The sequence below is a fragment of the Flavobacterium sp. WC2430 genome, assembly GCF_040822075.1.
Lineage (GTDB): Bacteria > Bacteroidota > Bacteroidia > Flavobacteriales > Flavobacteriaceae > Flavobacterium.
Map to the genome: position 1 here is coordinate 277,981 of NZ_CP162007.1, position 23,708 is coordinate 301,688.

General features: G+C 34.0%; 22 protein-coding genes, 1 tRNA gene and 1 pseudogene. 10 read left to right on the forward strand and 14 right to left on the reverse strand.

Features of this window, described 5'->3' with window-relative positions:
- Positions 1–220: 220 nt before the first annotated feature.
- The 10 genes from AB3G36_RS01300 (at position 221) to AB3G36_RS01345 (ending at position 7,351) form a co-directional block, all read left to right on the forward strand.
- Positions 221–622 carry a hypothetical protein gene (locus AB3G36_RS01300; RefSeq protein ID WP_367755233.1) on the forward strand — a complete coding sequence of 134 codons (402 nt, stop codon included), beginning with the start codon at positions 221–223 and terminating at the stop codon, positions 620–622.
- 167 nt (positions 623–789) lie between these two features.
- A complete protein-coding gene (locus AB3G36_RS01305) occupies positions 790–1,671 on the forward strand; it encodes a DUF4393 domain-containing protein (RefSeq protein ID WP_367755235.1) in 882 nt (293 codons plus the stop codon).
- A gap of 322 nt (positions 1,672–1,993) precedes the next feature.
- Complete coding sequence (locus tag AB3G36_RS01310; RefSeq protein ID WP_367755237.1) at positions 1,994–2,467, forward strand: cupin domain-containing protein; 474 nt, start codon at positions 1,994–1,996, stop codon at positions 2,465–2,467.
- A 214-nt stretch (positions 2,468–2,681) separates the two neighbouring features.
- Positions 2,682–3,266 (forward strand): hypothetical protein, encoded by a 585-nt coding sequence (locus AB3G36_RS01315; protein ID WP_367755239.1) that lies wholly within the window; start codon positions 2,682–2,684, stop codon positions 3,264–3,266.
- A 261-nt stretch (positions 3,267–3,527) separates the two neighbouring features.
- Positions 3,528–4,355, forward strand: a complete 828-nt coding sequence (lgt, locus tag AB3G36_RS01320) for a prolipoprotein diacylglyceryl transferase (protein ID WP_367755241.1) — start codon at positions 3,528–3,530, stop codon at positions 4,353–4,355.
- A gap of 187 nt (positions 4,356–4,542) precedes the next feature.
- On the forward strand, positions 4,543–5,118 hold the full coding sequence (locus tag AB3G36_RS01325) for a Crp/Fnr family transcriptional regulator (protein WP_367755243.1): 576 nt from the start codon (positions 4,543–4,545) through the stop codon (positions 5,116–5,118).
- Positions 5,119–5,185: 67 nt separating this feature from the next.
- The gene (locus tag AB3G36_RS01330) at positions 5,186–5,626 is read left to right on the forward strand and encodes a carboxymuconolactone decarboxylase family protein (RefSeq protein ID WP_367755245.1); all 441 of its coding nucleotides are present in this window, start codon (positions 5,186–5,188) and stop codon (positions 5,624–5,626) included.
- Positions 5,627–6,323: 697 nt separating this feature from the next.
- Positions 6,324–6,650, forward strand: coding sequence for a putative quinol monooxygenase (locus AB3G36_RS01335; protein WP_367755247.1), 327 nt, complete (start codon positions 6,324–6,326; stop codon positions 6,648–6,650).
- Positions 6,651–6,722: 72 nt separating this feature from the next.
- Positions 6,723–7,091 (forward strand): hypothetical protein, encoded by a 369-nt coding sequence (locus tag AB3G36_RS01340; RefSeq protein WP_367755249.1) that lies wholly within the window; start codon positions 6,723–6,725, stop codon positions 7,089–7,091.
- A 50-nt stretch (positions 7,092–7,141) separates the two neighbouring features.
- A complete protein-coding gene (locus AB3G36_RS01345) occupies positions 7,142–7,351 on the forward strand; it encodes a hypothetical protein (RefSeq protein WP_367755251.1) in 210 nt (69 codons plus the stop codon).
- A gap of 153 nt (positions 7,352–7,504) precedes the next feature.
- On the opposite strand, the gene AB3G36_RS01350 is transcribed toward AB3G36_RS01345, so the two are convergent.
- The 14 genes and pseudogenes from AB3G36_RS01350 to AB3G36_RS01415 form a co-directional block, all read right to left on the reverse strand.
- Positions 7,505–8,332 carry an MOSC domain-containing protein gene (locus tag AB3G36_RS01350; RefSeq protein ID WP_367755253.1) on the reverse strand — a complete coding sequence of 276 codons (828 nt, stop codon included), beginning with the start codon at positions 8,330–8,332 and terminating at the stop codon, positions 7,505–7,507.
- Between the two features lie 184 nt (positions 8,333–8,516).
- Positions 8,517–8,588 (reverse strand) — tRNA-Glu (locus tag AB3G36_RS01355).
- Between the two features lie 352 nt (positions 8,589–8,940).
- Positions 8,941–9,318 carry a hypothetical protein gene (locus AB3G36_RS01360; protein ID WP_367755255.1) on the reverse strand — a complete coding sequence of 126 codons (378 nt, stop codon included), beginning with the start codon at positions 9,316–9,318 and terminating at the stop codon, positions 8,941–8,943.
- A 166-nt stretch (positions 9,319–9,484) separates the two neighbouring features.
- The gene (locus AB3G36_RS01365; RefSeq protein WP_367755257.1) at positions 9,485–9,658 is read right to left on the reverse strand and encodes a hypothetical protein; all 174 of its coding nucleotides are present in this window, start codon (positions 9,656–9,658) and stop codon (positions 9,485–9,487) included.
- A 269-nt stretch (positions 9,659–9,927) separates the two neighbouring features.
- The gene (locus AB3G36_RS01370) at positions 9,928–12,249 is read right to left on the reverse strand and encodes a multicopper oxidase domain-containing protein (protein WP_367755259.1); all 2,322 of its coding nucleotides are present in this window, start codon (positions 12,247–12,249) and stop codon (positions 9,928–9,930) included.
- Positions 12,250–12,281: 32 nt separating this feature from the next.
- Complete coding sequence (locus AB3G36_RS01375) at positions 12,282–12,668, reverse strand: DUF302 domain-containing protein (RefSeq protein ID WP_367755261.1); 387 nt, start codon at positions 12,666–12,668, stop codon at positions 12,282–12,284.
- 24 nt (positions 12,669–12,692) lie between these two features.
- Entirely contained in the window at positions 12,693–12,830 is a 138-nt protein-coding gene (locus tag AB3G36_RS01380) for a hypothetical protein (RefSeq protein WP_367755263.1), read from the reverse strand.
- Between the two features lie 28 nt (positions 12,831–12,858).
- Positions 12,859–13,458, reverse strand: coding sequence for a membrane or secreted protein (locus AB3G36_RS01385; protein ID WP_367755265.1), 600 nt, complete (start codon positions 13,456–13,458; stop codon positions 12,859–12,861).
- Positions 13,459–13,482: 24 nt separating this feature from the next.
- Entirely contained in the window at positions 13,483–16,026 is a 2,544-nt protein-coding gene (locus tag AB3G36_RS01390) for a heavy metal translocating P-type ATPase (RefSeq protein ID WP_367755267.1), read from the reverse strand.
- 85 nt (positions 16,027–16,111) lie between these two features.
- The gene (locus AB3G36_RS01395) at positions 16,112–16,672 is read right to left on the reverse strand and encodes a helix-turn-helix domain-containing protein (RefSeq protein WP_367755269.1); all 561 of its coding nucleotides are present in this window, start codon (positions 16,670–16,672) and stop codon (positions 16,112–16,114) included.
- A 106-nt stretch (positions 16,673–16,778) separates the two neighbouring features.
- Entirely contained in the window at positions 16,779–17,996 is a 1,218-nt protein-coding gene (locus AB3G36_RS01400; protein ID WP_367755271.1) for an efflux RND transporter periplasmic adaptor subunit, read from the reverse strand.
- Positions 17,996–19,237: an efflux RND transporter periplasmic adaptor subunit gene (locus tag AB3G36_RS01405; RefSeq protein ID WP_367755273.1), complete on the reverse strand. Its 1,242-nt coding sequence runs from the start codon at positions 19,235–19,237 to the stop codon at positions 17,996–17,998. The genes AB3G36_RS01400 and AB3G36_RS01405 overlap by 1 nt, the downstream gene beginning before the upstream one ends.
- Before the next feature lie 2 nt (positions 19,238–19,239).
- The gene (locus AB3G36_RS01410; RefSeq protein ID WP_367755275.1) at positions 19,240–20,454 is read right to left on the reverse strand and encodes a TolC family protein; all 1,215 of its coding nucleotides are present in this window, start codon (positions 20,452–20,454) and stop codon (positions 19,240–19,242) included.
- 25 nt (positions 20,455–20,479) lie between these two features.
- Positions 20,480–23,707, reverse strand: a pseudogene (locus tag AB3G36_RS01415) (efflux RND transporter permease subunit).
- Position 23,708: the final 1 nt, after the last annotated feature.

Genomic DNA, 23,708 nt, shown 5'->3' on the forward strand with positions numbered 1-23,708 from the left:
CCTTCACGCAGTTCCTAGTCGAAAGTCCTAAAGTCAACCCCAAGTTTCAAATCAACACGATTCGAAAGAAAACAATTACAATCCATAAATAGAAAGCGGAAAAAGTTGCATATATTTGATGATATATGCAAGTTGTGCGTCAGTTTAGAGCGACATACAACCGAAATTTGAATCAACAATTATTTGCAAAATTTCATAACCAAAAAAGATTAAAGTTTGAATGGAAATAAAAATTGTAAAAGATAATCTCAAAAAGAAGTGGAATATAAATCCGTATGATTTTTGGATTCCATTAGTAGGAGAGCCAACAGAAAATACTATATATTTTGATTCTGAAAACTTTGAAAATGAATTTGGTTATGAAAAACTAAATAGAATCTTATTAGAAATTAATATTGGGGAAATTTATTCCTTTAACGAAGCTAGAGAAGAAAATATCTACTCCCAAATTTCAATAAGAGAATATGTTTCGCCAGATATTTTTTTTACTAATGAAAATGCAGATTGGGTAATTTATCAAACACACGAAGAAACTATTGCATTTGCTGGCGAAAAAATAATCGCTAAAATTAAATTAGAATGGAAAAATTGGAAAGAAAAAGCAAATCCTTGGGAAGTATAAATGAAAATAAAACCGAACGCACAACAGCTGTTTTGAGCTAGCTGGAGTTAAGTGGAATTACCGTTTCGCATCAAGTTTTCGTTAAGCCGAAAATTGAGCGGTTACGAACTTCCAGCCATCTCAAAGCAGCAAAACGTTATAAGACATTTTAAAAAAAACTGAAGATAATGGAATTAAAAATTTTAAATTTACCTACAAAAGAAATATATAAAGATTTATTTCAGCCAGGAATGACCAAAGTTGGTGAAGCTTTATCAACTGTACTAGATTCAGCAAACTTAATTTTATTACCTCTTAAATTAATAAATCAAAGATCCAAATTATACTTTGATGTAAATATAAAACGATATTCGGAAAAATTAGAAAATCCAAATCTAACATTGACTCAAGTCCAACCATATGTTGGATTACCAATTTTAGAAAAACTTACTTATCTTGAACAAAACGAATTATCCGAAAGTTTTTTAAATTTATTAGCTAAAGCTAGTTTTGAAGAAACTTCAAATTTAGTTCATCCAGCCTTCATTACAATTTTAAATAATCTTTCAGCCGATGAAGCAAAAATTTTATTTCATTATTATTTGAAAGATAGAATTCCGTTAATAGAGCTTTATATCCGTAGATATAAAGAAGAAATTAAAAAACCAGATGAAGAAGCAAAAACAAGGGACAATATAAAACGACTAATTGATTATTCCTTTCAAGATCGTGAAGAAGTTTTTATAGAATATGCAAAGAATCTAACGGGTATAGAAAACGAAGTAGACCTTATTTTTCCGAAGAATATTGACCTTTACATTGATAATTTATATCATAACGGACTTATTGAATTTGAAAGAAATTTAATTAATAAAAATGACTTGGATAAATATGAAGAACTAATAACTAAAGATTATAAAAAGATTCATGAAAAATTAGAAAACCAGCTCGATGAAATTCGTAATGAAAAGAATAATGAAGACCTTGTGTTAGAAATTGAAATTAGAAAGCAATCAATTAAATTCACTAATCTTGGGAAAAGTTTCATAAAAGCTTGTATTGTCGAATAAGCGATCGCACAACCCCCTTGCTGGCGCGAGCGTCTCGCTCGTGAACACAAAGTATAAAAAGAGCAACAAGAAATTTAGTTAATTAATAATTATCTACTTTTAAAATAATTAGCAATTGATTTTGATTGCGGTCACGAGCGAGACGCTCGCGCGAGCAAAGGAGCTAGCTGGAATTTAGTGGTATTCTCGTTTCGCATTAAGTTTTCGTTAAGCAGAAAACTGAGCGTTTACGAACATCCAGCCATCTCAAAGACAAAACGTTGTACGCAATCTTGAAAAATCTAATGCAAACAAAAAATATAAAACCTTTAAAAAGTATAAAATGAAAAAATCAATTTTAGCCCTATTTATTTTAGCCTCATCATCGGGATTTTCCCAAAATTCCGAATATAAAGTTTCCTCATATCTTTCAGAGGGCACAAAAGCACCAAATACTCATTACATAGGAGAAGCCTGGTTGAATGCAATTATTCACGATGATACTGAATTGGGTTATAATATCACAAAAGCAACATTTAAAGCCAACTCAACCTTGGATTGGCATAAACATGGTTCTGCACAAGTCTTAATAATTGTAGATGGAGAAGCATATTATCAAGAAAGAGGAAAAGAACCCATAAGTCTGAAAAAAGGTGATGTGATTAAATGTGAAAAAGATATAGAACACTGGCATTCCTCAACCAAGGTTAGTGATGTGACTTATTTAGCTTTATATGCTGGTGGACAACCGACAACTTGGACTGAGGTACTGACACAAGAATATTACGATGAGGTAGCCGAAAAACTAAAAAACTAATTGATAATGCTCAAAACTTTTCCCCCTTGCTGGCGCGAGCGTCTCGCTCGTGAATACCAAGTATAAAAAGAGCGACAAGAAATTTAGTTAATTAATGATTATCTACTTTTAAAATAATTAGAAATTGATTTTGATTGCGGGCACGAGCGAGACTCTCGCGCGAGCAAAGAAAGCTTTTCAAAATCGCTGTAACATTGAACTTATAAAGCATAAAATGAGCATAAACAAAATCAATGTTTGGGAAGAGTTTGCCAAAATTTCTTGTGGTAAATTTATCGAAGGTGTTTCTTGGTATTCTGACAGAACTGAAATTGATTATAAAAACACTAAAGTAGTTTTTGATAATTATACTTTATGGTCTGGAAAATTCAGCACAGAAAAAACACGTGTAATAGTTTCATTTATTTCCGTTGATAATTTCAAATTTGAAATATACCGAAATGGATTCGTGCGAAAAATAGAAAAATTATTCGGAGCTCAAGACATCGAAATCGGACGCGCAGATTTTGACAAAGATTTTATAATAAAAGCAAATAATGAATTCAAAACAAAGAAATTATTACAGAATCAGAAAATCAGAAATTATCTTGAAAACTTAAAAGAAGTAAATATTCAAATTTCAGATCAAAATGGAATTTGGGAAGACAAACTTCCAAAAGGCGAATTACAACTTTCATTTTTTTCAGATGAAGAAATAAAAGATTTTCAAGTTTTGAATTTATTATTAGATTTGTTTAAAGAAATGCTGGATGAACTTTTTGAAATGAATTCAATAAATTACAAGCAAGACTTCAGCTAACAGCCGTTTAGCCCGTCTGCTGGCACGAGCGTCTCGCTCGTGAACACAAAGTATAAAAAGAGCAACAAGAAATTTAGTTAATTAATGATTATCTACTTTTAAAATAATTAGCAATTGATTTTGATTGCGGGCACGAGCGAGACGCTCGCGCGAGCAAAGGGAAAATAGGGCTTAATTTAATCCCAAACCCGCTGTAGCAGCATAACTTTAGTCGCGAGTTTACCTAAAAATCGCAGAAAATAAAAATCAATAAAAAAGAATATGATTGCATTGTACATAAATTGGGATTTTGACTCCGAAATAATAAACATTTATGGTTTTCCATTAAAATATTACGGACTTTTATTTGCTTGTGGATTACTTTTATCTATGTACATTCTGAAAGGAGTTTTTAGAAGAGAAAACTTAAAAGATAGTGCACACGAAGCATTGTTTATTTACGGAATAGTTGGAATTTTTGTTGGAGCAAGATTAGGACATTGTTTATTTTATGATTTTGAGTATTATTCTAAAAATCTATTAGAAATTATTTTACCAATTAAGAAAACTCTAAATGGAGAATACAAATTTATCGGCTTTGCAGGTTTAGCTAGTCACGGAGGAACAGTTGGGTTAATTATTTCACTTTATTTATATTCAAAAAAATATGAAATGAAATATCTTAAAACACTTGACTTAATAGCAATCGTCGCTCCACTTGGAGCAACATTTATAAGACTTGCAAATTTAATGAACTCTGAAATGATTGGCAATCCGACTTCAATGCCTTGGGCATTTATTTTTAAACGTGTTGATAATATACCAAGACATCCAGCACAACTTTATGAAGCGATTTCGTATTTCTTAATTTTCATTACAGTCTTCACTATTTATAAAACTAATAACATAAAGTTAGGAAATGGATTTTTGTTTGGTTTAACAATAACTTTAATATTTATAATGAGGATTTTAATAGAATTTATTAAAATAAATCAAGTAGATTTTGAAAAAGGAATGAGTTTAAATATGGGACAAATATTGAGTATTCCCTTTGTTTTATTGGGATTATACTTTGTGGCTTTAAATATACTTAAAAACGAACCTAAGTAAAAAACCAACCCCAGTCTACTGGCGCGAGCGTCTCGCTCGTGAACATAATAAACAATCTGACCGCTACATTATTACAAGCTATATTTTTTGGTTAAATTTACTAGCTCTTAAAAAAGAGAATACATTAGAATGTAGAACTGAGCTCTTCTACAACTAGAAAATTGAATTAAAAAACAAAACCCTAAAAATGGCACCTATTTTTAAAACCCATTTAGAGAAATTCATCGAAATTGACGAAACTGAATTTTCATCAATTATGGCTTTTTTTGAAATTCAAAAATTCAAAAAAAAAGAAAACCTACTTGTAGAAGGAGCTATTTGCAAATCGCATTATTTTGTACTTACGGGCTGTTTGAGAAAATTTTTCATCAACAACAAAGGCATTGAACAAACCACTGAATTTGCTATAGAAAACTGGTGGATGACGGATAACATTGCTTACGAACATAGATTGGCCTCTGAATTCTACATTCAAGCTGTAGAACGTACTGAAATTCTAACCATCAGTAGGGACGCTCAGGAAAAACTACTATTGGAATTCCCAAAAATGGAACGTTATTTTAGGTTCATCTACCAACGGGCTTATGCAGCTTCACAAATGCGAATCAAATATTTATACGATTTTACAAAAGAAGAATTCTATTACCAGCTTTGCAAAAAACAACCTGAATTTGTACAACGAATTCCACAATATTTAATCGCTTCATTTTTAGGTTTCACTCCAGAATATTTAAGTGAAATACGAAATAAAAACCGTTCTTAAACCAGTTTAAGTTTTTACCGTTTCCTATTTCCGAATTTTGTTCTATCAAATAAAACAAAATAAAAAAATGGAAAAAAGAATCAACATCAACGACATCGAACCACAAGCGTTCAAAGCTATGTTTGCCTTAGAAAACTATTTAGGGAACACAGAATTATCTAAAATAAACAAAGAGCTAATTAAAATTAGAACTTCACAAATTAATGGTTGCGCCTTTTGTATCGACATGCACACAAAAGATGCGCTAAAATACGGCGAAACTACCCAACGCATTTTTCTTTTAAATGCTTGGCGTGAAACCGATTTATTTACTGCCGAAGAAAAAGTAATTTTAGCCATGACCGAAGAAATTACCTTGATTCACAACCATGGTTTGTCAAATGAAACGTATGAAAAAGCAACTGCTTTATTCGACAAAAACCAAATTGCTCAAATCATTATGGCAATTGCAACCATTAATACTTGGAATAGAATTGCCGTAAGTACGCAATTAGAACCTGGAAAATAAACCATCCATTTCGACATTTTAAAATCTTCATTTCAAACACGCCACAGGGAAATAAATACTTCTATTTTATGCTGTGGCGCGTTTTTTAATTCAAAAATCGCGCTCCTGAACACAAAGCAAAAAAAAGAGATTGTCTTTCGGGGGGAAGACAGCCTCTCTCTATTTAAAATAAAAAAACAACTTATATTTTCACAAAGATTTTTGTGTACTATTTTCTAACTATAGTATGGTTTTGTATAATTGAAATCCAAAAACTGGTAAAATTACCTTCTATATTTTTTTTATGTGCAGGACTCGCTAACCCTACTTTTAAAACAGCAGAAAGCGTGTCAAAATTAATATGACGCTCGAAAAAAAAAAACTATCGACGATATGCCTTTTGCTGTATTTAAATTGTAGTAAATCTTGCTTTAATTTGAAAAATCGATACCGCAAAAAAAGAATTCATCTTACTAGATGCAAAGCTCTTAACTCATTTTTAGACCAACAAAGACAACCCAAGTAGACACGCGGACAATCGCTGAAATTCCAAATTAAAAATGTGCCCGAGTAATAGAGATAAATAGAAATTAAATTATATTGCAGTTCTAAATATAAAATAGCTTCAAAAAGTATGAAAACGTCTAAATCAAATCGTAAATTTCTAATTGCAGTTCTTAGCTCCCTTGTATTTACACTGTTATTTAGCAATTCAATTATGGCACAAGAGAAAACTCAAATGGTTCGGTTTGCAAAATTAAAAATTGACCCTTCACAATTAGAAAAGTACAACACTGCACTAAAAGAACAAATGAATACCGCAATTCGTTTAGAGCCAGGCGTATTGAGCTATACCGCTGTTGCTGACAAAAACAATCCTACTGACATCACTATTCTTGAAATATATGCTGACACTGATGCATACCAATCCCATATAGAAACTTTGCATTTTAAAAAATACAAGGAAACAGTAAAGAACATGGTTCAATCTCTAGAACTTATTGACCTTTCTTTAATTGGCTCCGCTAAAAAAGAGGGAATGTAATTTTAGTGTAAGATAAAAATTTAACAAGTTGCAACTTTTGTACTTTTGATTTTAAAACTAAACCATTCTCAATTGACAAAACATTTAAAATACTTCCTATCCCTTCTTCTGGCTTTTGGTTTGATGGTGAATGATGGCGTTTTAAATTCTCAATCTAATTCGGTTGAACATTACCAGTATTCCAACGCAATTGTAAGTAACGAATGGAATATTTCCCGTTCTAAATCATACGTTTTCAATCAAGTAAGCGTTGTGAAAACAGCGATTTCGATTCCTTTTAAATATCTTCAGTTTGCAACAAGCTACAGTCTTACAATTCCTGTTCTATTTAAATTAAGAACACAACTGTTTCAAAAAGTAAGTTCATTTATCAAGCAATATCTCTTTTTAAACAAGAAAATTACTTCAACCAACTCTTATACCATTTTATACATAGCCTAGAAAAATCTTTCTACGCATTTATGCAATCCCTTGCATAACAATGATACCTAATGTCTCAATCATTTATCATTTACACCATGTATAAACACAAAAACCAATCTCGTTTGGAACAATCCAAGCACCCTATTCTTTGGGCAAAAAGAAAAATCATGCTATTCCTAACCGCATTTATGATAGGAATGTCAAACGGAATCAACGTTTGCGAAAATAGGATTCACAACAAACCATATCAAACCGAACAACACCATAAAAAAGATTGATTTCATTGCTTTTAGCATTCTAATTTAAAATTCATCTTGTCATTTTCTTCATAACAATAATGCAATCATGCCATGTATAATGGCTCAATTGGATATAAAAAATGCCATGAGTACTTCATGGCATTTGTATTTTTATGAGTATCTTAAGCAACTTTAAACAACTCCTTTTTTAGACACCTCTATAATAGCGCCAACATGGACACTTCCCTCCTGCTGTGCAATCAAATTTTGACCAAAAATTACATTATTACCTACTCTTTTATATTTAGACAAGGTCAATAAAGGCTCTTTTCCGGCTACAATTCCTTTTTCGGGATCTACAGTAACCATTACACATCTTCCGCATGGTTTAACTCCATAAAAAGGAAAATTTCCAATGGTGAATTTGCTCCAAGTTTCTTCTTCGTATTCTTGTCCTCCAGTGAACACAAAATTGGGGCGAAATCTTTTCATAGGCACTGCTTCTTTCAATCGGGAATTCAGATCATCTAAAGACGACTGCCCAATGATTAAAAAAGGAAATCCATCCGAAAACGAATTGATATCATTCGCTGTAATGGCATAATCAGGATCTACTTTTCGGTGACTTTCATCAGGCATATAAACCAATCGAACAGAGCATTTTAAAATTTTAGAAAACCAATCCGATAATTTTTTATCTACTTCATACGCATCAATTGCATCTTCCCAAAGTACCGTTTTTATATTCTCCCTGCCTTCTTGAAGAGCAGGAGTAATTGGTACTTTTATTTTATTAGTTATATTTTCTTTGTGAGTAATAATTAAAAACTCGCCTTCAATTTCAGTTTGGAAAAGGGCTAATTCAGGAGTGGTTCTTTGCGATAGAAAAATACCTTCTTCATCTACCAACATCCAGCGGCGATCGTGTTCAAGTCCACGATGTGTAACATTAGATTCTTGAAGGGGAATTCCTCCTAATGATTTTACAGGATAAATCCAGATTTCAGAAAGTTGAAGCATAACTACTTTATTTTTATCAAATCTACAAAAAAGTACAGCCACCACAAACAACAAAAAAAGCCTCGAAAGGGTTAGTTTTCGAGGCTTACTTTTTGTTTCTAGGAGGGAAATTGAATTAATTTACACATTCAAAAAGCAAATTCTATTTTCAAAAAATACTGAAATCCTTATATGTAAAATATTGTAGCCCGTAGCGGAATCGAACCGCTCTTACATGGATGAAAACCATGCGTCCTAACCGATAGACGAACGGGCCTTGCATTCGTATTTCGGGTGCAAAAGTAGCACTATTTTTGAGATGCACCAAGCCAAATTCCAAAACGGGCTAGTGAAAACTCCTTTTTTTTTATTTACAAATTATAATTAACTCAGAATTAGCACTTACCGTAAAAAAGAATTACAAAGTTTTTTTTTAAATGTAAATTCTTACTTTTAAAGTAAAGACACAACTTCATTAGTTCGCTCTACTTTAAAACAGCGGCTACATGTCGAAATTTAAAATCGATAATTGCCTTTTCGTTATATAAAAAATGCCCCCAAATAGTATCTGACTATTTGAGGGCATTTATGTAAACAGACTAATCTGTTATATTTGTGTTTAAAACTGATTAGTTGAATTGAGCAGCCATATATTCAATTAAACTGTCGTCACTCATCTTAATAGAAGTACTTTCTTTAGCCTCCACATTTTTATATTGCGGAGTCTCATTCAAGTAATTAATAAATTGTTCCTGAGAAATTCCAGTTCCAGTCACATGCAGTTCATCAACATTTTGCATATGAGCAGTGATGTTTTTGAATAATTTATGAAGCATATCTCTTTCTGCATTGTTTGATGCGTTTTCGCTTGTATGTACAAATTGATCTTCAACATTTTCGTGACCTAAAACAACGAACTTACCTGAATCTACATTTTCTCTCCCTACAATAGTTGCCTGATGTGAATCCATCCAAACTCCAAATTGTTTTTTATTTTTTCCTGACATAATTATATATTTATTATATTAATACTTGTGTTAAATTGTAAAAATTGTGCGCTAAACAAATGCACTGCTTTTCTTATCCTGCAATAGTAGCCTCATGAATCAAACCACCACTAATTCAATGAGTAGCTATTTATAAGTAAAATTTAGGGGCATTATTCCAAATTATTTAAACTTCTTTGAAAGTGGTTCCTACAGCAAAAACAATGAAACCAAAAAGCAATAGCGTGTAATTGTGTTCTGTTAAAAACGGAACAGCTGCAAAATGCCCGATTATTCCAAGGATACCAAAAATCAATCCTATAATCCAGGTAATTTTCTTTGGTGCTGAGGGGTTTTTCATAATACTAATTTAAATGATGGTCCGAAATAAACATATTCCAGTTAAACAAAAATAACCCTATCCCTTTTCAGAAGTGTCATACAATTCGTTATAATGATTATATAATTCACATGTTTTGTGAATGTACTACACACAACAACCTTATTTTAAGCTTATTAAAAAGCCAGCTTAGGTAGTAAGCTGGCTTTTTAATTAATGAATACTAGTTGTCGGTATTTAGCAATACAATATCTGCCTATACTTTTTTTAAAAATTACTTCTCAATAGATTTAATAATTCACATTCACTCCAAAACCTACACCCATATCACTGTCATAATGGGTCGTTATTCCAATATTTTTACCTACAATATATTTTAATCCCGCCATGTATTCTTTATCGGTATTGACCATAAGCGCCATTCGCAATCTTTTAGACACTGGAATGTCTTCTCGCATTAATTGCAAACGAACATTGCCATCACTAAAAACCTCAGCTTGTGCAATAACTAAAAGTGGCAAGGTATAATTAACCCCTAAACTGATTACCGAACGATTGTCTTTTGTATTCTTTTGACCAAAAACATTTTTTTCTACTTCGTTCATTCCAAACTTTCTATAACGCCAGTCAAAACCTATAAACGGCATTAACCATTGATTTTTCCCGATGTATCTACCAATATGTGTTTCGGTTTCATAACCGTGTTCGTCCATGTACCCCAAACGCCATTCAGTACCAAAACTCCATCTTGCATTTTGCGCCATCGCTTTACCATCATTCCCATTGGTAGCAAAATCATTTTCAGCCATAAGATGAAGTCCGTTGCTTTCAGATTGTAATTTTTTATAAGCCCAATCTTTATTTGGTAAAAGTGGGTTTGGTGCCGAATTTTCATAACTAAAAACCCGGTTCATTCCCGCCATCATATGATACAAGATATGACAATGAAAAAACCAATCACCATCCGCATTCGCATTGAACTCAATCGTATCTGTTTCCATAGGCATAATATCCAACACGTTTTTTAATGGCGCATATGCTCCTTGTCCATTCAATACTCTAAAATCATGACCATGTAAATGCATTGGATGACGCATCATGGAATTATTATGCATTACAATTCGAACGTTTTCTCCTTTTTTGATTAAAATTTTATCCGATTCCGATAGCACTTTATTATCCATACTCCACAAATACCTATTCATGTTTCCTGTTAATTCAAAATGCAATTCTCGTACAGGAGCCTCTTTAGGAAGCGTAGTAACAGTAGGTGATTTTAACATCCCATAATTCAAGGTTACAATTTCATCAGAACCCATGGTATGTTTTGAATGATCCATTTTGGAATCATTCCCATCCATTCCTTCTGATTTCATATCCATTTTGGAATGATCCATCTTTGAGTGATTCATTTTTGAATCCTTCATATCCATTTTGTCCGACTTCATGTCCATTTTCATTGCTGAACTACCCGTGATTTCTGGGTACATCACCGTATTCATGTCCATTTTTTGAAGGCTCATATCCATACCCATTTCATTCATACTACCATCAACATTCATCATATCATTCATCATCTTCATCCCTTCAAAATAGTTCAATTTTGGTAAAGGTGAAACTAATTGCTTGATGCCATTGCCTATATACAATGAAGCTGATTTTGTTCGGTCCTCAGGTGTAGCTAAAAATTCATACGCCGTATTATCCGCAGGAATGGTCACTATCACATCATAGGTTTCCGAAACTCCAATGATTAAGCGATCCACTTCAACAGGTGCTACATCATTCCCATCATTGGCAACGACCGTGATTTTCCCTCCGCCATAAGTTAACCAAAAATAAGAGGAAGCCCCTGCATTTGAAATTCGCATACGTACTTTGTCTCCCCCTTTAGATTTACTTAAAACGTTAGCCATAGCTTCATTAGATCCATTAATTAAGAATTTATCATAATATACGTCACTCACATCCATGGCTAACATGCGTTTCCACTCGTTATTGAATTTGGTTTTAAAATGTCCGCTTCGAATGGCTTCGGCATAACTTTGTGTAGTTCCTTTTTTAATGGCAAACCAATCCGAAGCGTTATGTAACATTCGGTGTACATTTTCTGGTTTGTAATCCGTCCATTCGCTCAAAACAACAGGAAGCGTAGGCAAATCATCAATTCCTTTTCTGAAAGTAGGATCGCTTGTTTTTTTCTTCAAAATTAAAGCCCCATACATCCCGATTTGCTCTTGCAAACCACTATGGCTATGATACCAATGGGTTCCATTTTGTACAATTGGAAATGTATATTTATGAGTAGTGTGAGGCGCTATCGGCATTTGGGTAAGAAATGGCACTCCGTCCTCTTTATTAGGCAAATACAAACCGTGCCAATGCAAGGAAGTTCCTTCTTCTAGTTCGTTATGCACATAAATTTCAGCAATATCACCCTCTGTAAAAGTTAGGGTTGGCATCGGAATTTGTCCGTTGACCGCTATCGCTTTTTTGTCTTTTCCTGAAAAATTGACAATCGTATCTCTTACGTACAAATCATATCGAACTACTTTTTGAGCATTTGAGGCAAAAGCAATTAGTATTAATAATAAACTTAATTTAAATTTCATTTCTTTTCTGTTATTTGTGCCAAAATATAACCTTACAATTGCTCAATTACTTTCTTTAATCGATCTCTTATTTCAGTAGCAATTCCTGCAAGTTTATCATTTTCTACCGCTTGCATAGAAGCTGCCGGATCAACCGCCGAAACCTCAATCTGACCCGCTACTTTCTCCTGAAGAATTACATTACAAGGCAACATAGTACCTATTTTATCTTCTGCTAACAGTGCTTGGTAAGCGAACGGTGGATTACAGGCTCCTAAAATGGTGTAATTATAAAAATCTACATCTAATTTCTTCTTTAATGTCGCTTTCAAATCAATTTCGGTTAGTATCCCAAACCCTTCCGATTTTAAGGCTTCCGTTACTTTCTGAATGGCATTTTCAAAACTGTCAGTAATTGTTTTACTAAAGTAATATTCCATGATTATTTTCTTTTATAAATTAAATTATTTCCTTTTTCTATACCTGTGAGCTACCGCTAATAATACCAGTGCAAAAATTAATATGGAGACCCACCAAAAAAAATGCATTCCCATAAACATATAAGATCCCATGTGCATTCCTTCATTTCCATGATTATTCATAACTTTTTAGGTTTAGGTTTATACTCTATTAATGATGTGATTTATGATCAACCTCTTTTTTAGGTTTTTCGTTCATTTTTTTCTCTTTTTTCATTTTCTCCATCATCTCCATCATCTCTTTATTTTCCATCATGGATTTACACATTCCAGACATCATAGCGTTATCTCCTTTGGATGAATCCATCATTTTTGACATCATACTTTTCATCATTTCCGGATTCTCTTTCATGTCTTTCATCATTTCAGACATCATATTTTTCATCATTTCCGGATTCTCTTTCATGTTTTTCATCATTTCAGCATGTTTGTCTTTCATCGATTCTGGATGATTCTTCATCATCTCTGACATCATGTTTTTCATCATTTCCGGATTTTCTTTCATACTTTTCATCATTTCAGTATGATTTTCTTTCATCATTTCCTTTTTCTTTTCCTCCATCATCATTTTACCCGTTTTGCTATTCATAAGTATGCCCATCATTTCTTTGGACATAATCTCATTGTTAGCAATGGTATTCATAATCTCCATTCTCTTATCTGATTTTGAAAGAACCTGGTTTGTTGACTGACAAGAATAAAACAGGCCAAACAAACCAATCAATAGTGCAACTTTTTGTATTGTTTTCATGATTTCAACTATTTTAGATTAATATTACAATTTCAAACTACGTAATCGCAATGCATTTGCAATTACCGAAACCGAACTAAAACTCATCGCCAAAGCGGCAATCATGGGAGACAATAAAATCCCAAAAAAAGGATACAATACTCCTGCTGCAATGGGTATTCCCAATGCATTGTAAAAGAAGGCAAAGAATAAGTTTTGATTGATATTTTTCATCACAGCATGACTCAGTTTCTTCGCTTTTACTATGCCTTGTAAATCCCCTTTTACCAAAGTAATTTTGGCACTTTCAATCGCCACATCTGTCCCTGTTCCCATTGCAATTCCAATATCAGCTTGCGCCAAAGCAGGAGCATCATTAATTCCATCACCAGCCATCGCTACAATTTTACCTTCGGCTTGTAATCTCTTAATTTCTTTCAATTTATCCTCCGGTAAACAACCTGCAATAAAGGAAGTCAATTGCAATTCATTGGCCACAGCCTTAGCTGTATTCTCGTTATCACCCGTCAACATAATCACGGCAACTCCTTGACGCATCAGTTCTTTTACTGCCACCACACTTGTCGCTTTTATAGCATCTGTGATGGTCACATAACCTAAAACCACTTGGTCTACCGAAATATAAGAGACTGTTTTACCTAGTTTTTGTTCGGCAATTATTTTGCTTTCTATATCTTCCGACCCTGAAGCACTCACTTCTTCCATTAGTTTTTTATTTCCTAATGCTACTTTTTTATTTGAAACCGTTCCTATTACTCCTTTTCCGGAAACAGCTTCAAAATCTTTAACTTCGATTAATGAAACTTCTTTCGTTTTCGCAAAATTGACTACGGCTTGCGCCAAAGGGTGTTCACTGTATTGATTGAGTGAAGCTATATTTTGCAACAAATCATCCTCTTGATTATTAGATGAAAAAACTTTTTCTACCGATGGTTTTCCCTCGGTAATAGTGCCAGTTTTATCTGTAATTAAAACATTTACCTTATTCATGTTTTCTAGTGCTTCGGCATTTTTTATCAAAACTCCTGATTGCGCTCCTTTACCCACTCCCACCATTACTGACATAGGTGTTGCTAAACCCAATGCACAAGGACAAGCAATAATTAAAACGGCAACCGCATTAATAAAACCGTAGATTAATGCGTTTTGTTCTGGACCAAAATTTGCCCAAACAAAGAAAGTAATCACTGAAACGGCGACAACGATAGGCACAAAATACTTCGAAATTCTATCGGCTAATTTTTGGATGGGTGCTCTTGATCGACTGGCATTATTGACCATTTGTACAATTTGCGAAAGCAAGGTTTCTGAACCAATTTTTTCAGCAACCATTACAAATGATTTATTCCCATTAATAGTTCCTGCAACAACGGCATCATCAACTTTTTTATCTACAGGAATAGGTTCTCCCGAAATCATTGACTCATCAATTGTACTTTCGCCATCAGTGATTTTCCCATCAACTGGAATTTTATCACCAGGTTTCACACGCAATAAATCTCCTTTTTTAATATCATGTATCGATATTACTTTATCTCCTCCTTCAGCTACCAAAGTAGCTTCTGTAGGCGCTAATTTTAATAATTCTTTTATCGCACCACTCGTTTGACTGTGCGCTCTAGCTTCTAATAATTGTCCTAATAAAACTAATGTTAGGATTACTGTTGTCGCTTCAAAATACAAATGAACACTTCCGCTTTCGGATTTGAATTCCGCTGGAAAAACATCTGGAAAAAAAAGGGCAAAAACACTAAACAAGAAAGCGACTCCAGAACCAATTCCGATAAGGGTAAACATATTGAGATTCCATGTAACGACTGATTTCCAAGCGCGAATAAAAAACATCCAAGTCGCATAAAAAACAACTGGTATAGACAAAACTAGCTGCACCCAATTCCAGCTTTTCACATCCATGATTTGCATCAAAGGATTGTTAGGAATCATGGCTGACATGGCTATTATGAAAATGGGCACGGTAAAAAGAAGTGCAATTTTCATTTTTTGCACCAAGTCATTATAGGTTTTATTTTCCTCACTAGCTGTGGGTTCCATTGGAACCAAATCCATACCACAAATCGGGCAAGAACCTGGTCCGTCCTGCACGATTTGTGGATGCATCGGACAAGTATATTGTGTTTTTACAGCAGTTAAATCTGGCGCTTTTACTAAATCCATCCCACATACAGGGCAGTCTCCCGCTTTATCATATACTTTATCGCCTTCACAATGCATGGGGCAATAATATTTACCTGGTGTATTTGGAATCGCATTGTCTTCCTTTTTATGATGTTGATGCGCGTCATTACTACAACACGCTTTAGCTTTAGTCTCTTCAACTGTTTTATCCATGGTCATTTTAGGATGACTCATTTCTATAGTGTACTTCCCAACTCCTGACAATGCTTCTTGCAAAACGGGTGTTGGAATGTGTTTTTCCATTGTAATAACAGCTTCTTGTGGATCAAGAGAAACCACCGCTTCAACTCCTTCCACCCCATTGAGTGTTTTCTCCACTTTGGTTCGGCAACCATCGCAGGACATTCCGGTAATTGTGTATGTATGTTTCATTTTTTCGCTATTTAATATTATAGTACAAATATCCGAATGAAACCCATTAATCTTGTTACACAATTGTGGAAGTGTTTTGTAAAATTTATAAAGAGTCTATTTGTTTTCGGGTATTCTCTTTCATTTTTTTAAAATAGGAAGGTGTAGATCCAGTCACTTTTTTAAATTGATTGCTCAAATGGGCTACATTACTATAATTGAGTGCTATAGCAATTTCACTTAAAGTTAATTCATCATAAACTAGTAACTCCTTTGCTTTTTCGATTTTCTGGGCAATAAAATAATGTTCAATTGTTGTGCCTTCATTATCCGAAAACAACTTACTCAAAGCACTATAATCTTGATTTAAACATTCAGATAAATAAGTCGATAAATTAACTTTCAATTGATCTTTTTGATAATGCACCAGTTCAACGATCAAGTTTTTAATTTGTTCAATGGTCTTGCTTATTTTATCTACCAATAATTCAAAACCTAATCTTTCCAAATTTATACTAAGTTTATGTATTTCCTCATCCGTTAATTCACGGGATAAATTAACTTCCCCTAATTTTATAGAAACAACAGGAAGCTTCATTTTTTCTAACTCTACTTTCACAGCCATTTCACAACGGCCACAAACCATATTTTTAATAGTAATATTCATTTATTAAGTTGATTTACAACATGCTATCAAAGTTCCGCTTTTTAAGCGTTAAAAAGAAGCTTTTGATAGAAATTAATTTATAAAATACTGAAGTACAATTAATTAATTACATTTTCATTCCCGCCATAGGATCATTTCCTTTTCGAAATTTATATTCGCTATTGATAGCATACGCGCCAGTAATTACTACTTTTTTATTAGAATCTATTTCCGATTTGATTTCAATCATCCCATTTGATTCCACACCTGTTTCAACCATTACATTTTCAAAAACACCATGGCTTTTTTCGACCCAAATAAAAGTGGCATTTTCATCCCTGATTACGGCATCAATAGGAATAAACATTCCTTTTAAATTGGATTGTATTAATTGTGCATTGGCCTGCATTCCTGGTTTTAAAAGCATATTAGGATTGGGTACTTCCATTCTAATTAACAGCAATCTAGAATCCGGATTAATTTCTGGATTGATAAAAGAAATGGCTGCTTTTATAGTCTTTGTGGGATAATCCATAAAAGAAATTGTAGCTGTTTGACCCAATCGCAAACTTTTGGCATAATTTACATTGACTTGCGTTTCTAACCAAAGACTACTTAAATCGGCCAATTTTACAATAGGTGCACCTTCCATCACATAACTACCTTCGGTCGCAACAATTTCAGAAATGGTACCACTATAGGTACTATAAAAAGTAGTATATGGCGAAACTTCATTCGTCTTTTTAATGGATTCAATCTGCGCATTGGAAAGTCCATAAAATACTAGTTTTTGTTTGGCAGCATCGAGCATATTCTTTGCATTTTTACCAAAATCTCCTGGCATAGCCAGTTGCCTGTAAGCGGTTACATAATCTTGTTTGGCTATGGCAATAGGTTCACTATAAAGTTGGTAAACCGCCTGGTTTTTTTGAATATAATCACCTTCAGTCTTAAAATATAATTTTTCGATTCGGCCCATTGCTCGAGCTGAAACACTTTTTATTTTCTCTTGATTTATCGTCAAAACGCCAGTGTAACCTGCTTGCAAACTGCTTTGTGACTCAGAAATAATAGCAGTAGTAATATTGCCTAACTTCATTTGCTGGTCACTTAATGAAATTTCATTTGAAGCTCCATTGTCTTTTTGTATTGGAGTCAAATCCATATGACATATGGGGCATTTTCCAGGTTTGTCTTCTTTTATTTGAGGATCCATCGAACACGTATAATAAATACTTTCTTTGTATTGATGCTTCTCGTGTTCCTCTTTATTTTTAGTATTGCAGGCCACAACCAAGGTGAGTGCCAGCAATAGAAAACCGATTTTTTTGAGCTCTTTCATCATTATTTTGTTTTTATAAAGCTTCCGCTATCTATCAAATATTGGGCATTATCAGCAAGGATATCCGAAACTGAAATACCACCTACTATTTGTACAAAGCCATTTATTTCGATACCCGTTTTTATTTCGGCAGTTTGAAAACCATTTCCCTTTTTGATAAAAACTATTTTTTTGTTACCTAAACTAACCAAAGATTGTTTTTGAAGCCAAATCCCTTCTACTGCATTCGTTGCTACTTTCCCTTGTAATCGCAAACCAATAGGGAATTGCAGTTTTTCATTATTGAGATACACGCGAATGCGATTGGTCTTATCTGTTGGATCAAGTTGTGTTTCAATAAAATTTACTTTTGCACTGACAATCGCATCTGAATCCAATTCTGATGAAATTTGAATCGCTTGATTGACTTTTATTAGACTATTATACCCTTGGATAACATTAAAAACACCCCAAACTTTATTCGTGTTTACTAATTTAAAAACCACCGCGTTTTTAGTAATATAATCTCCTTCTTTTAGGGTCAAAGTAGTTGTGGCTGTATTTTGCATGCCAACATTGCCAGTAGTGACCATACTATCGGTGCCATCTACAATACCAGTCACTGGACTGTAAATTGAGATTACTGGATTTATTCTTTTGGCTGTAGCCAAAGCATTAATCTGATCGGCACTCATCCCATAAAGCGCTAATTTTTGCTTTAATGCTTTTAGTATGGCGGTATTCTCAGAATCATTTGAAACCAAATAAATAAAATTTTGCTGTTCCGTTACTAATTCTGGACTGTACAAATCGAATAGTTTTTGCCCTTTTGAAACTTTTTGAAATTTGTAATGGACATACATTTTTTCGATTCTACCACTTATTCGTGCCGCTATATTCGCAACCGAATTGGGATCATAAGCTACAATTCCAGGTAAATTTACGGAGCTATTGAGAACAGTATCTTTAGCAGTAGTTGTTTGAAAATCACCCACCACAAAACCATCAGTAGGTTTTAATAAATGCTCAATCGAATGACCTTCTACAGGTTGGCTTTCAGCCACTTTTTTCACCAATACCATTCCACAAATGGGGCAATTACCTGGTTCATTTCGGATAATTTCGGGATGCATCGAGCAAGTATAAATTTCTTCCTTTTGCTTATGCGTCGCTGAATTATTGGCTTTTTCGACAAAATAATATACGGCAAAACCCACCATTACAACGGCAATAGTCCATAAACTATATTTTAAATATTTGTTCATAATTATTTTGTTTCCAGTTGTTTTTCAATTTCTACTTGAGTATTCAAAATTGCTTGTAATTTATCTAACTTATCCATTTGAGCCATGTTCAATGCTTCCCAAGCATCTAGCACCACAAATAATTCACCCGTATTATTTTGCCAAGCCAAAACTGCCGTATCATAATTCCTTTTCAAAGCTGGAATGATGCTTTTATCGGCGATCTCATATTGTTTTTTTAAGTTTGTCAATTCGGTTTGCATTCCTGAAATCATACCTGTTGCTTCGTTCAAAATCATTTGCTTTTGCCATTCCAAGCTCTCATTTTTTATTTGAATACTATTGATTGTGGCCTTGTTCATTTTAGTAGACCATGGCATCGGAATAGTGACCATTGCCATCAAATTAAACTGTTGTGGGTTCTTCCCAAAAGCAAACATATGATCATATTTTACTCCAAACTCGGGTAATAACTTTGATTTTTCGGTGGCAATTTTTAACTGATTTAATTCCATTGTTTTCTCAATTGCCTTCACATCGCTTCGGTTTTGAGAAAGTGCCATTGTATCTGTTTGTAATAAATCAAACTCTTTTAAAGTATAATTGGGATCAATTTCAAACAACAGTTTTTTATCTCTTGCCATCAACGTATTCAACATAATCCTTTTTTGAGTGATTTCATTTTGCAACATGACAAGCATACTTTGCAATTCATTGTATTTTGATTTGGCTTTGTAGTACGTTGATAATTTATCCATGTTGTACTGGTAGCGAATTTCCATGCTTTTTATCATGTACTCCATAAGCAACAAATTGTCATTGGCTATTTTTATTTTTTTATCCAAAACTATCCATTGATAATAATTGGTTTTGGCCAAAGCATTCAATTGATTGATCGTATAATTTTTATTTTCGACTTCGACAGATGACATGGCATTCATGTAATTCAAATCGGCTTTTTGTCGTGAAGCATTTGGAATCATTTGAGAAAAACCAATCATATACGCTCCCATTCCTGGATTCATTTCGTCTGCCTTCCACATTTTAACATTGTAAGGTGTCATAAACAAACCGGTATTTATTTGCGGTGCCATCCAGCTTTTGGCTCCTTTGGCAGCAGCATCCATACTTTGAATGTCAGCATCATACATTTTCAGCTGTGGATTATTGGTCTTGATGATCCCCAAAACTTCATCTAATGAAAGTGATTGCGCATTTACATTTGCAAATCCGAACATCAGACCACTTATTATGATATACTTTTTAATGTTTCGCATTGATGATTTCTATTTTACCTTTTGTTCTTAATTCACGAAGTTTTGTCATTTCAAAAACAACTGGCGTTACTAATAATACATAAATAGTGGAAGTAATTGTCCCTCCAATAAGTGGTACTGTAATTGGAATCATTACATCCGCTCCAGTTCCTGTTGACCATAGAATGGGGATTAATCCAAACAAAGCCACAGAAACCGTCATTAATTTAGGGCGCAACCTTTTGGCCGAACCATAAATAATATAATCTCGCAAAATATCTTCTGTAATGGTTTCACTACTATTCCCATGTTTTTCGACCATTTTAATCATGGCTTCATTTAAATAAATGGTAATCAACATGGCTGTTTCAATGGCTAAACCAAATAAAGCAATAAACCCGACAGCCACAGCCACAGATAAGTTAATCCCATAAAAATAAACCATAAAAATTCCACCAATCAAAGCAAAAGGAACTGTAATTATGGTCACGAAGGCTTCTTTCATGGAGCCATACGTAAAATATAAAATCAGGAATATTATAATGACAACAAGAGGCATAATCAAGCTTAATGTTTTGTTGGCCCGAATTTGGTTTTCCCACTGTCCACTCCATTCCACGTAATATCCTTTTGGCATTTTGGTCATCATCGCATTAAGTTTGTCCTGCGCTTCTTTTACAGTGCTCCCTAAATCCCGATCTCTAACATTAAATAAAACGCTTCCACGGAGCATGGCGTTCTCACTATTAATCATGGGCGGTCCATCGCTGATTTTAATATCAGCAACAGTTTCTAATGGTATTGGTCCGTATTCCATTGTTTGCACCTGTAATTTTTTCAAGGCTTCTAGGCTATTTCTGTATTCTTGTGCATAGCGTGCATTGACAGAAAAACGTTGTCGTCCTTCAATTGTAGTCGTTAATGTCATTCCGCCAATCGCTGCTTCTACCACACTATTTACATCATCAACACTAAGACCATAACGACCTATAACTTCTCGTTTAGCAACAATATCAATGTATTTCCCTCCTGTAATAGGTTCCGCAAACAAGTCTTTTACTCCTGCTGTGCCTTCTAAGGATTTTTTTATTTTTTGTGCCAATGCATCAATCGTATCCAGATTTTCCCCGTAAATTTTAATTCCTACATCGGTTCTAATTCCTGTAGACAGCATATTGATCCGGTTGATAATGGGCTGAGTAAATCCATTAGTCACACCTGGAATTTGGAGCTTATTGTTGATTTCAGTTATAATATCACTTTTAGTTTTCCCTTCTCTCCATTCATTATGAGGTTTTAGTAAAACGATGGTTTCAATCATACTTATCGGACTATTGTCCGTTGCTGTATTAGCTCTTCCTGCTTTTCCCAAAACATGGGTTACTTCTGGAATTGATTTTATCAATTTATCCTGAACCTGCAAAATTCGCTTAATCTCTGCATTCGAAACATCAGGTAAAGTTACTGGCATAAATAAGATTGAACCTTCATCCAATGGTGGCATAAATTCAGACCCCAATCGAGTAAACATCAATCCCCCAATTAATAAAGCGACGATGTTTACTGCCAATACTGATTTTCTCCATTTCAAACAAAAAGTTAAAATAGGCGTATATATACTTTCCAATTTTCTATTAATTGGGTTTTTATTCTCGGGACGCAATTTTCCTTTTAACAAATAGCTGATTAAAACCGGCGTTAATGTGATAGCTAAAAAAGCATCCACAATTAGAATAAATGATTTCGTCCACGCTAACGGGCTAAACAATTTCCCTTCCATTCCTGTTAATAGAAAAACGGGTAAAAAAGAAGCAATCACGATTAATGTAGAATAAAAAACACCCGGCCCTACTAATTTTGAGGAGTCTTCAATCAGCTTCATTTTTTCTTCAGAAGACACTGGATCATGTTCTTTTTTGAATATATTTTTAAATATTTTTTTCATCGCTGTTGGTTAATGTTTATTGTCCAGTTCTTCCTGTCTCTCAGAGATACTTCGATAGGCATTCTCCACCATTACAATCCCATCATCAACCACAACACCAATTGCTAAGGCAATACCTGTAAGCGACATAATATTAGATGAAATCCCAAAGGCTTGAAGAAAGATAAATCCTATCGCCACGGATATAGGCAATTGTATCAGAATTATAAGCGCGCTTCGCCAATGAAAAAGAAATAATAAAACAATAATCGACACTGCAATCATTTCTTCTATCAAAGTTCCTTTAACAGACTCGATTGCTTTTTCTATCAATTCACTTCGGTCATACGACGTCTTGAAAGTCACCCCTTCTGGCAAGCCTTTTTCGACTTGTTTCATTTTGGCTTTTACTGCTTGAATTACTTTATCGGCATTTTCACCGTAACGCATCACTACAATTCCGCCTACCACTTCCCCTTCACCATTAGCATCAAAAATTCCCAAACGCAAATCGCCACCCATTTGTACCGATCCAATATCACTGACTTTTACAGGAACCGAATTGTAGTTTTTAATGGCAATTTCCTCCACATCCTTTATGTTTTTGATATATCCCAATCCTCTTACTACATACGATCGGTCACTCATTTCAAATTTTCTGCCACCCACATCATTGTTGCTGCTTTTGACCGCTTTCATCACTTCCATCATACTAACATTGTAGTATTGCATTTTGAGTGGATCTAAAACCAATTGGTATTGTTTTTCGAACCCACCAAAAGAAGCGACTTCCGCCACTCCGGGAACCGTTTGCAAGGCAAACTTTACATACCAATCTTGCAAAGCGCGCTGTTCACCTAAATCCATTCCTTTAGTTTCTAAGTGATACCAAAAAACATGACCAACCCCTGTTCCATCAGGTCCTAGCGTGGGAACTACACTTTCGGGCAATAGCCGTTGCGCATAATTCAAACGTTCCAATACACGGGTTCTAGCCCAATAAGGATCTACATCATCTTCAAAAATGATATACACAAAACTCATCCCAAACATGGAGGAAGCACGGATATTTTTGATTTTTGGAATCCCTTGTAAATTAGAAACCAAAGGATACGTTACTTGATCTTCTATAACTTGTGGGCTTCGACCCATCCATTCCGTAAAAACAATCACTTGATTCTCGGATAAATCCGGAATTGCATCAATAGGATTTTGTTGCACACTATAAATCCCCCAACCAAACAAACAGGCCGAAACCAGTAAGACAGCTAATCGGTTTTTTAATGAAAAAGAAATTAATTTTTCGACCATA

What these genes read in the sequence shown, in the direction of transcription:
- AB3G36_RS01310 (WP_367755237.1), top strand. Translation starts at nt 1,994, where the DNA reads ATGAAAAAATCAATTTTAGCCCTATTTATTTTAGCCTCATCATCGGGA.
- AB3G36_RS01390 (WP_367755267.1), bottom strand. Translation starts at nt 16,026, where the DNA reads ATGAAACATACATACACAATTACCGGAATGTCCTGCGATGGTTGCCGA.
- AB3G36_RS01395 (WP_367755269.1), bottom strand. Translation starts at nt 16,672, where the DNA reads ATGAATATTACTATTAAAAATATGGTTTGTGGCCGTTGTGAAATGGCT.
- AB3G36_RS01325 (WP_367755243.1), top strand. Translation starts at nt 4,543, where the DNA reads ATGGCACCTATTTTTAAAACCCATTTAGAGAAATTCATCGAAATTGAC.
- AB3G36_RS01300 (WP_367755233.1), top strand. Translation starts at nt 221, where the DNA reads ATGGAAATAAAAATTGTAAAAGATAATCTCAAAAAGAAGTGGAATATA.
- AB3G36_RS01400 (WP_367755271.1), bottom strand. Translation starts at nt 17,996, where the DNA reads ATGATGAAAGAGCTCAAAAAAATCGGTTTTCTATTGCTGGCACTCACC.
- AB3G36_RS01380 (WP_367755263.1), bottom strand. Translation starts at nt 12,830, where the DNA reads ATGAATAATCATGGAAATGAAGGAATGCACATGGGATCTTATATGTTT.
- AB3G36_RS01305 (WP_367755235.1), top strand. Translation starts at nt 790, where the DNA reads ATGGAATTAAAAATTTTAAATTTACCTACAAAAGAAATATATAAAGAT.
- AB3G36_RS01350 (WP_367755253.1), bottom strand. Translation starts at nt 8,332, where the DNA reads ATGCTTCAACTTTCTGAAATCTGGATTTATCCTGTAAAATCATTAGGA.
- AB3G36_RS01370 (WP_367755259.1), bottom strand. Translation starts at nt 12,249, where the DNA reads ATGAAATTTAAATTAAGTTTATTATTAATACTAATTGCTTTTGCCTCA.
- lgt (WP_367755241.1), top strand. Translation starts at nt 3,528, where the DNA reads ATGATTGCATTGTACATAAATTGGGATTTTGACTCCGAAATAATAAAC.
- AB3G36_RS01385 (WP_367755265.1), bottom strand. Translation starts at nt 13,458, where the DNA reads ATGAAAACAATACAAAAAGTTGCACTATTGATTGGTTTGTTTGGCCTG.
- AB3G36_RS01315 (WP_367755239.1), top strand. Translation starts at nt 2,682, where the DNA reads ATGAGCATAAACAAAATCAATGTTTGGGAAGAGTTTGCCAAAATTTCT.
- AB3G36_RS01405 (WP_367755273.1), bottom strand. Translation starts at nt 19,237, where the DNA reads ATGAACAAATATTTAAAATATAGTTTATGGACTATTGCCGTTGTAATG.
- AB3G36_RS01375 (WP_367755261.1), bottom strand. Translation starts at nt 12,668, where the DNA reads ATGGAATATTACTTTAGTAAAACAATTACTGACAGTTTTGAAAATGCC.
- AB3G36_RS01330 (WP_367755245.1), top strand. Translation starts at nt 5,186, where the DNA reads ATGGAAAAAAGAATCAACATCAACGACATCGAACCACAAGCGTTCAAA.
- AB3G36_RS01345 (WP_367755251.1), top strand. Translation starts at nt 7,142, where the DNA reads ATGTCTCAATCATTTATCATTTACACCATGTATAAACACAAAAACCAA.
- AB3G36_RS01410 (WP_367755275.1), bottom strand. Translation starts at nt 20,454, where the DNA reads ATGTTCGGATTTGCAAATGTAAATGCGCAATCACTTTCATTAGATGAA.
- AB3G36_RS01360 (WP_367755255.1), bottom strand. Translation starts at nt 9,318, where the DNA reads ATGTCAGGAAAAAATAAAAAACAATTTGGAGTTTGGATGGATTCACAT.
- AB3G36_RS01365 (WP_367755257.1), bottom strand. Translation starts at nt 9,658, where the DNA reads ATGAAAAACCCCTCAGCACCAAAGAAAATTACCTGGATTATAGGATTG.
- AB3G36_RS01335 (WP_367755247.1), top strand. Translation starts at nt 6,324, where the DNA reads ATGGCACAAGAGAAAACTCAAATGGTTCGGTTTGCAAAATTAAAAATT.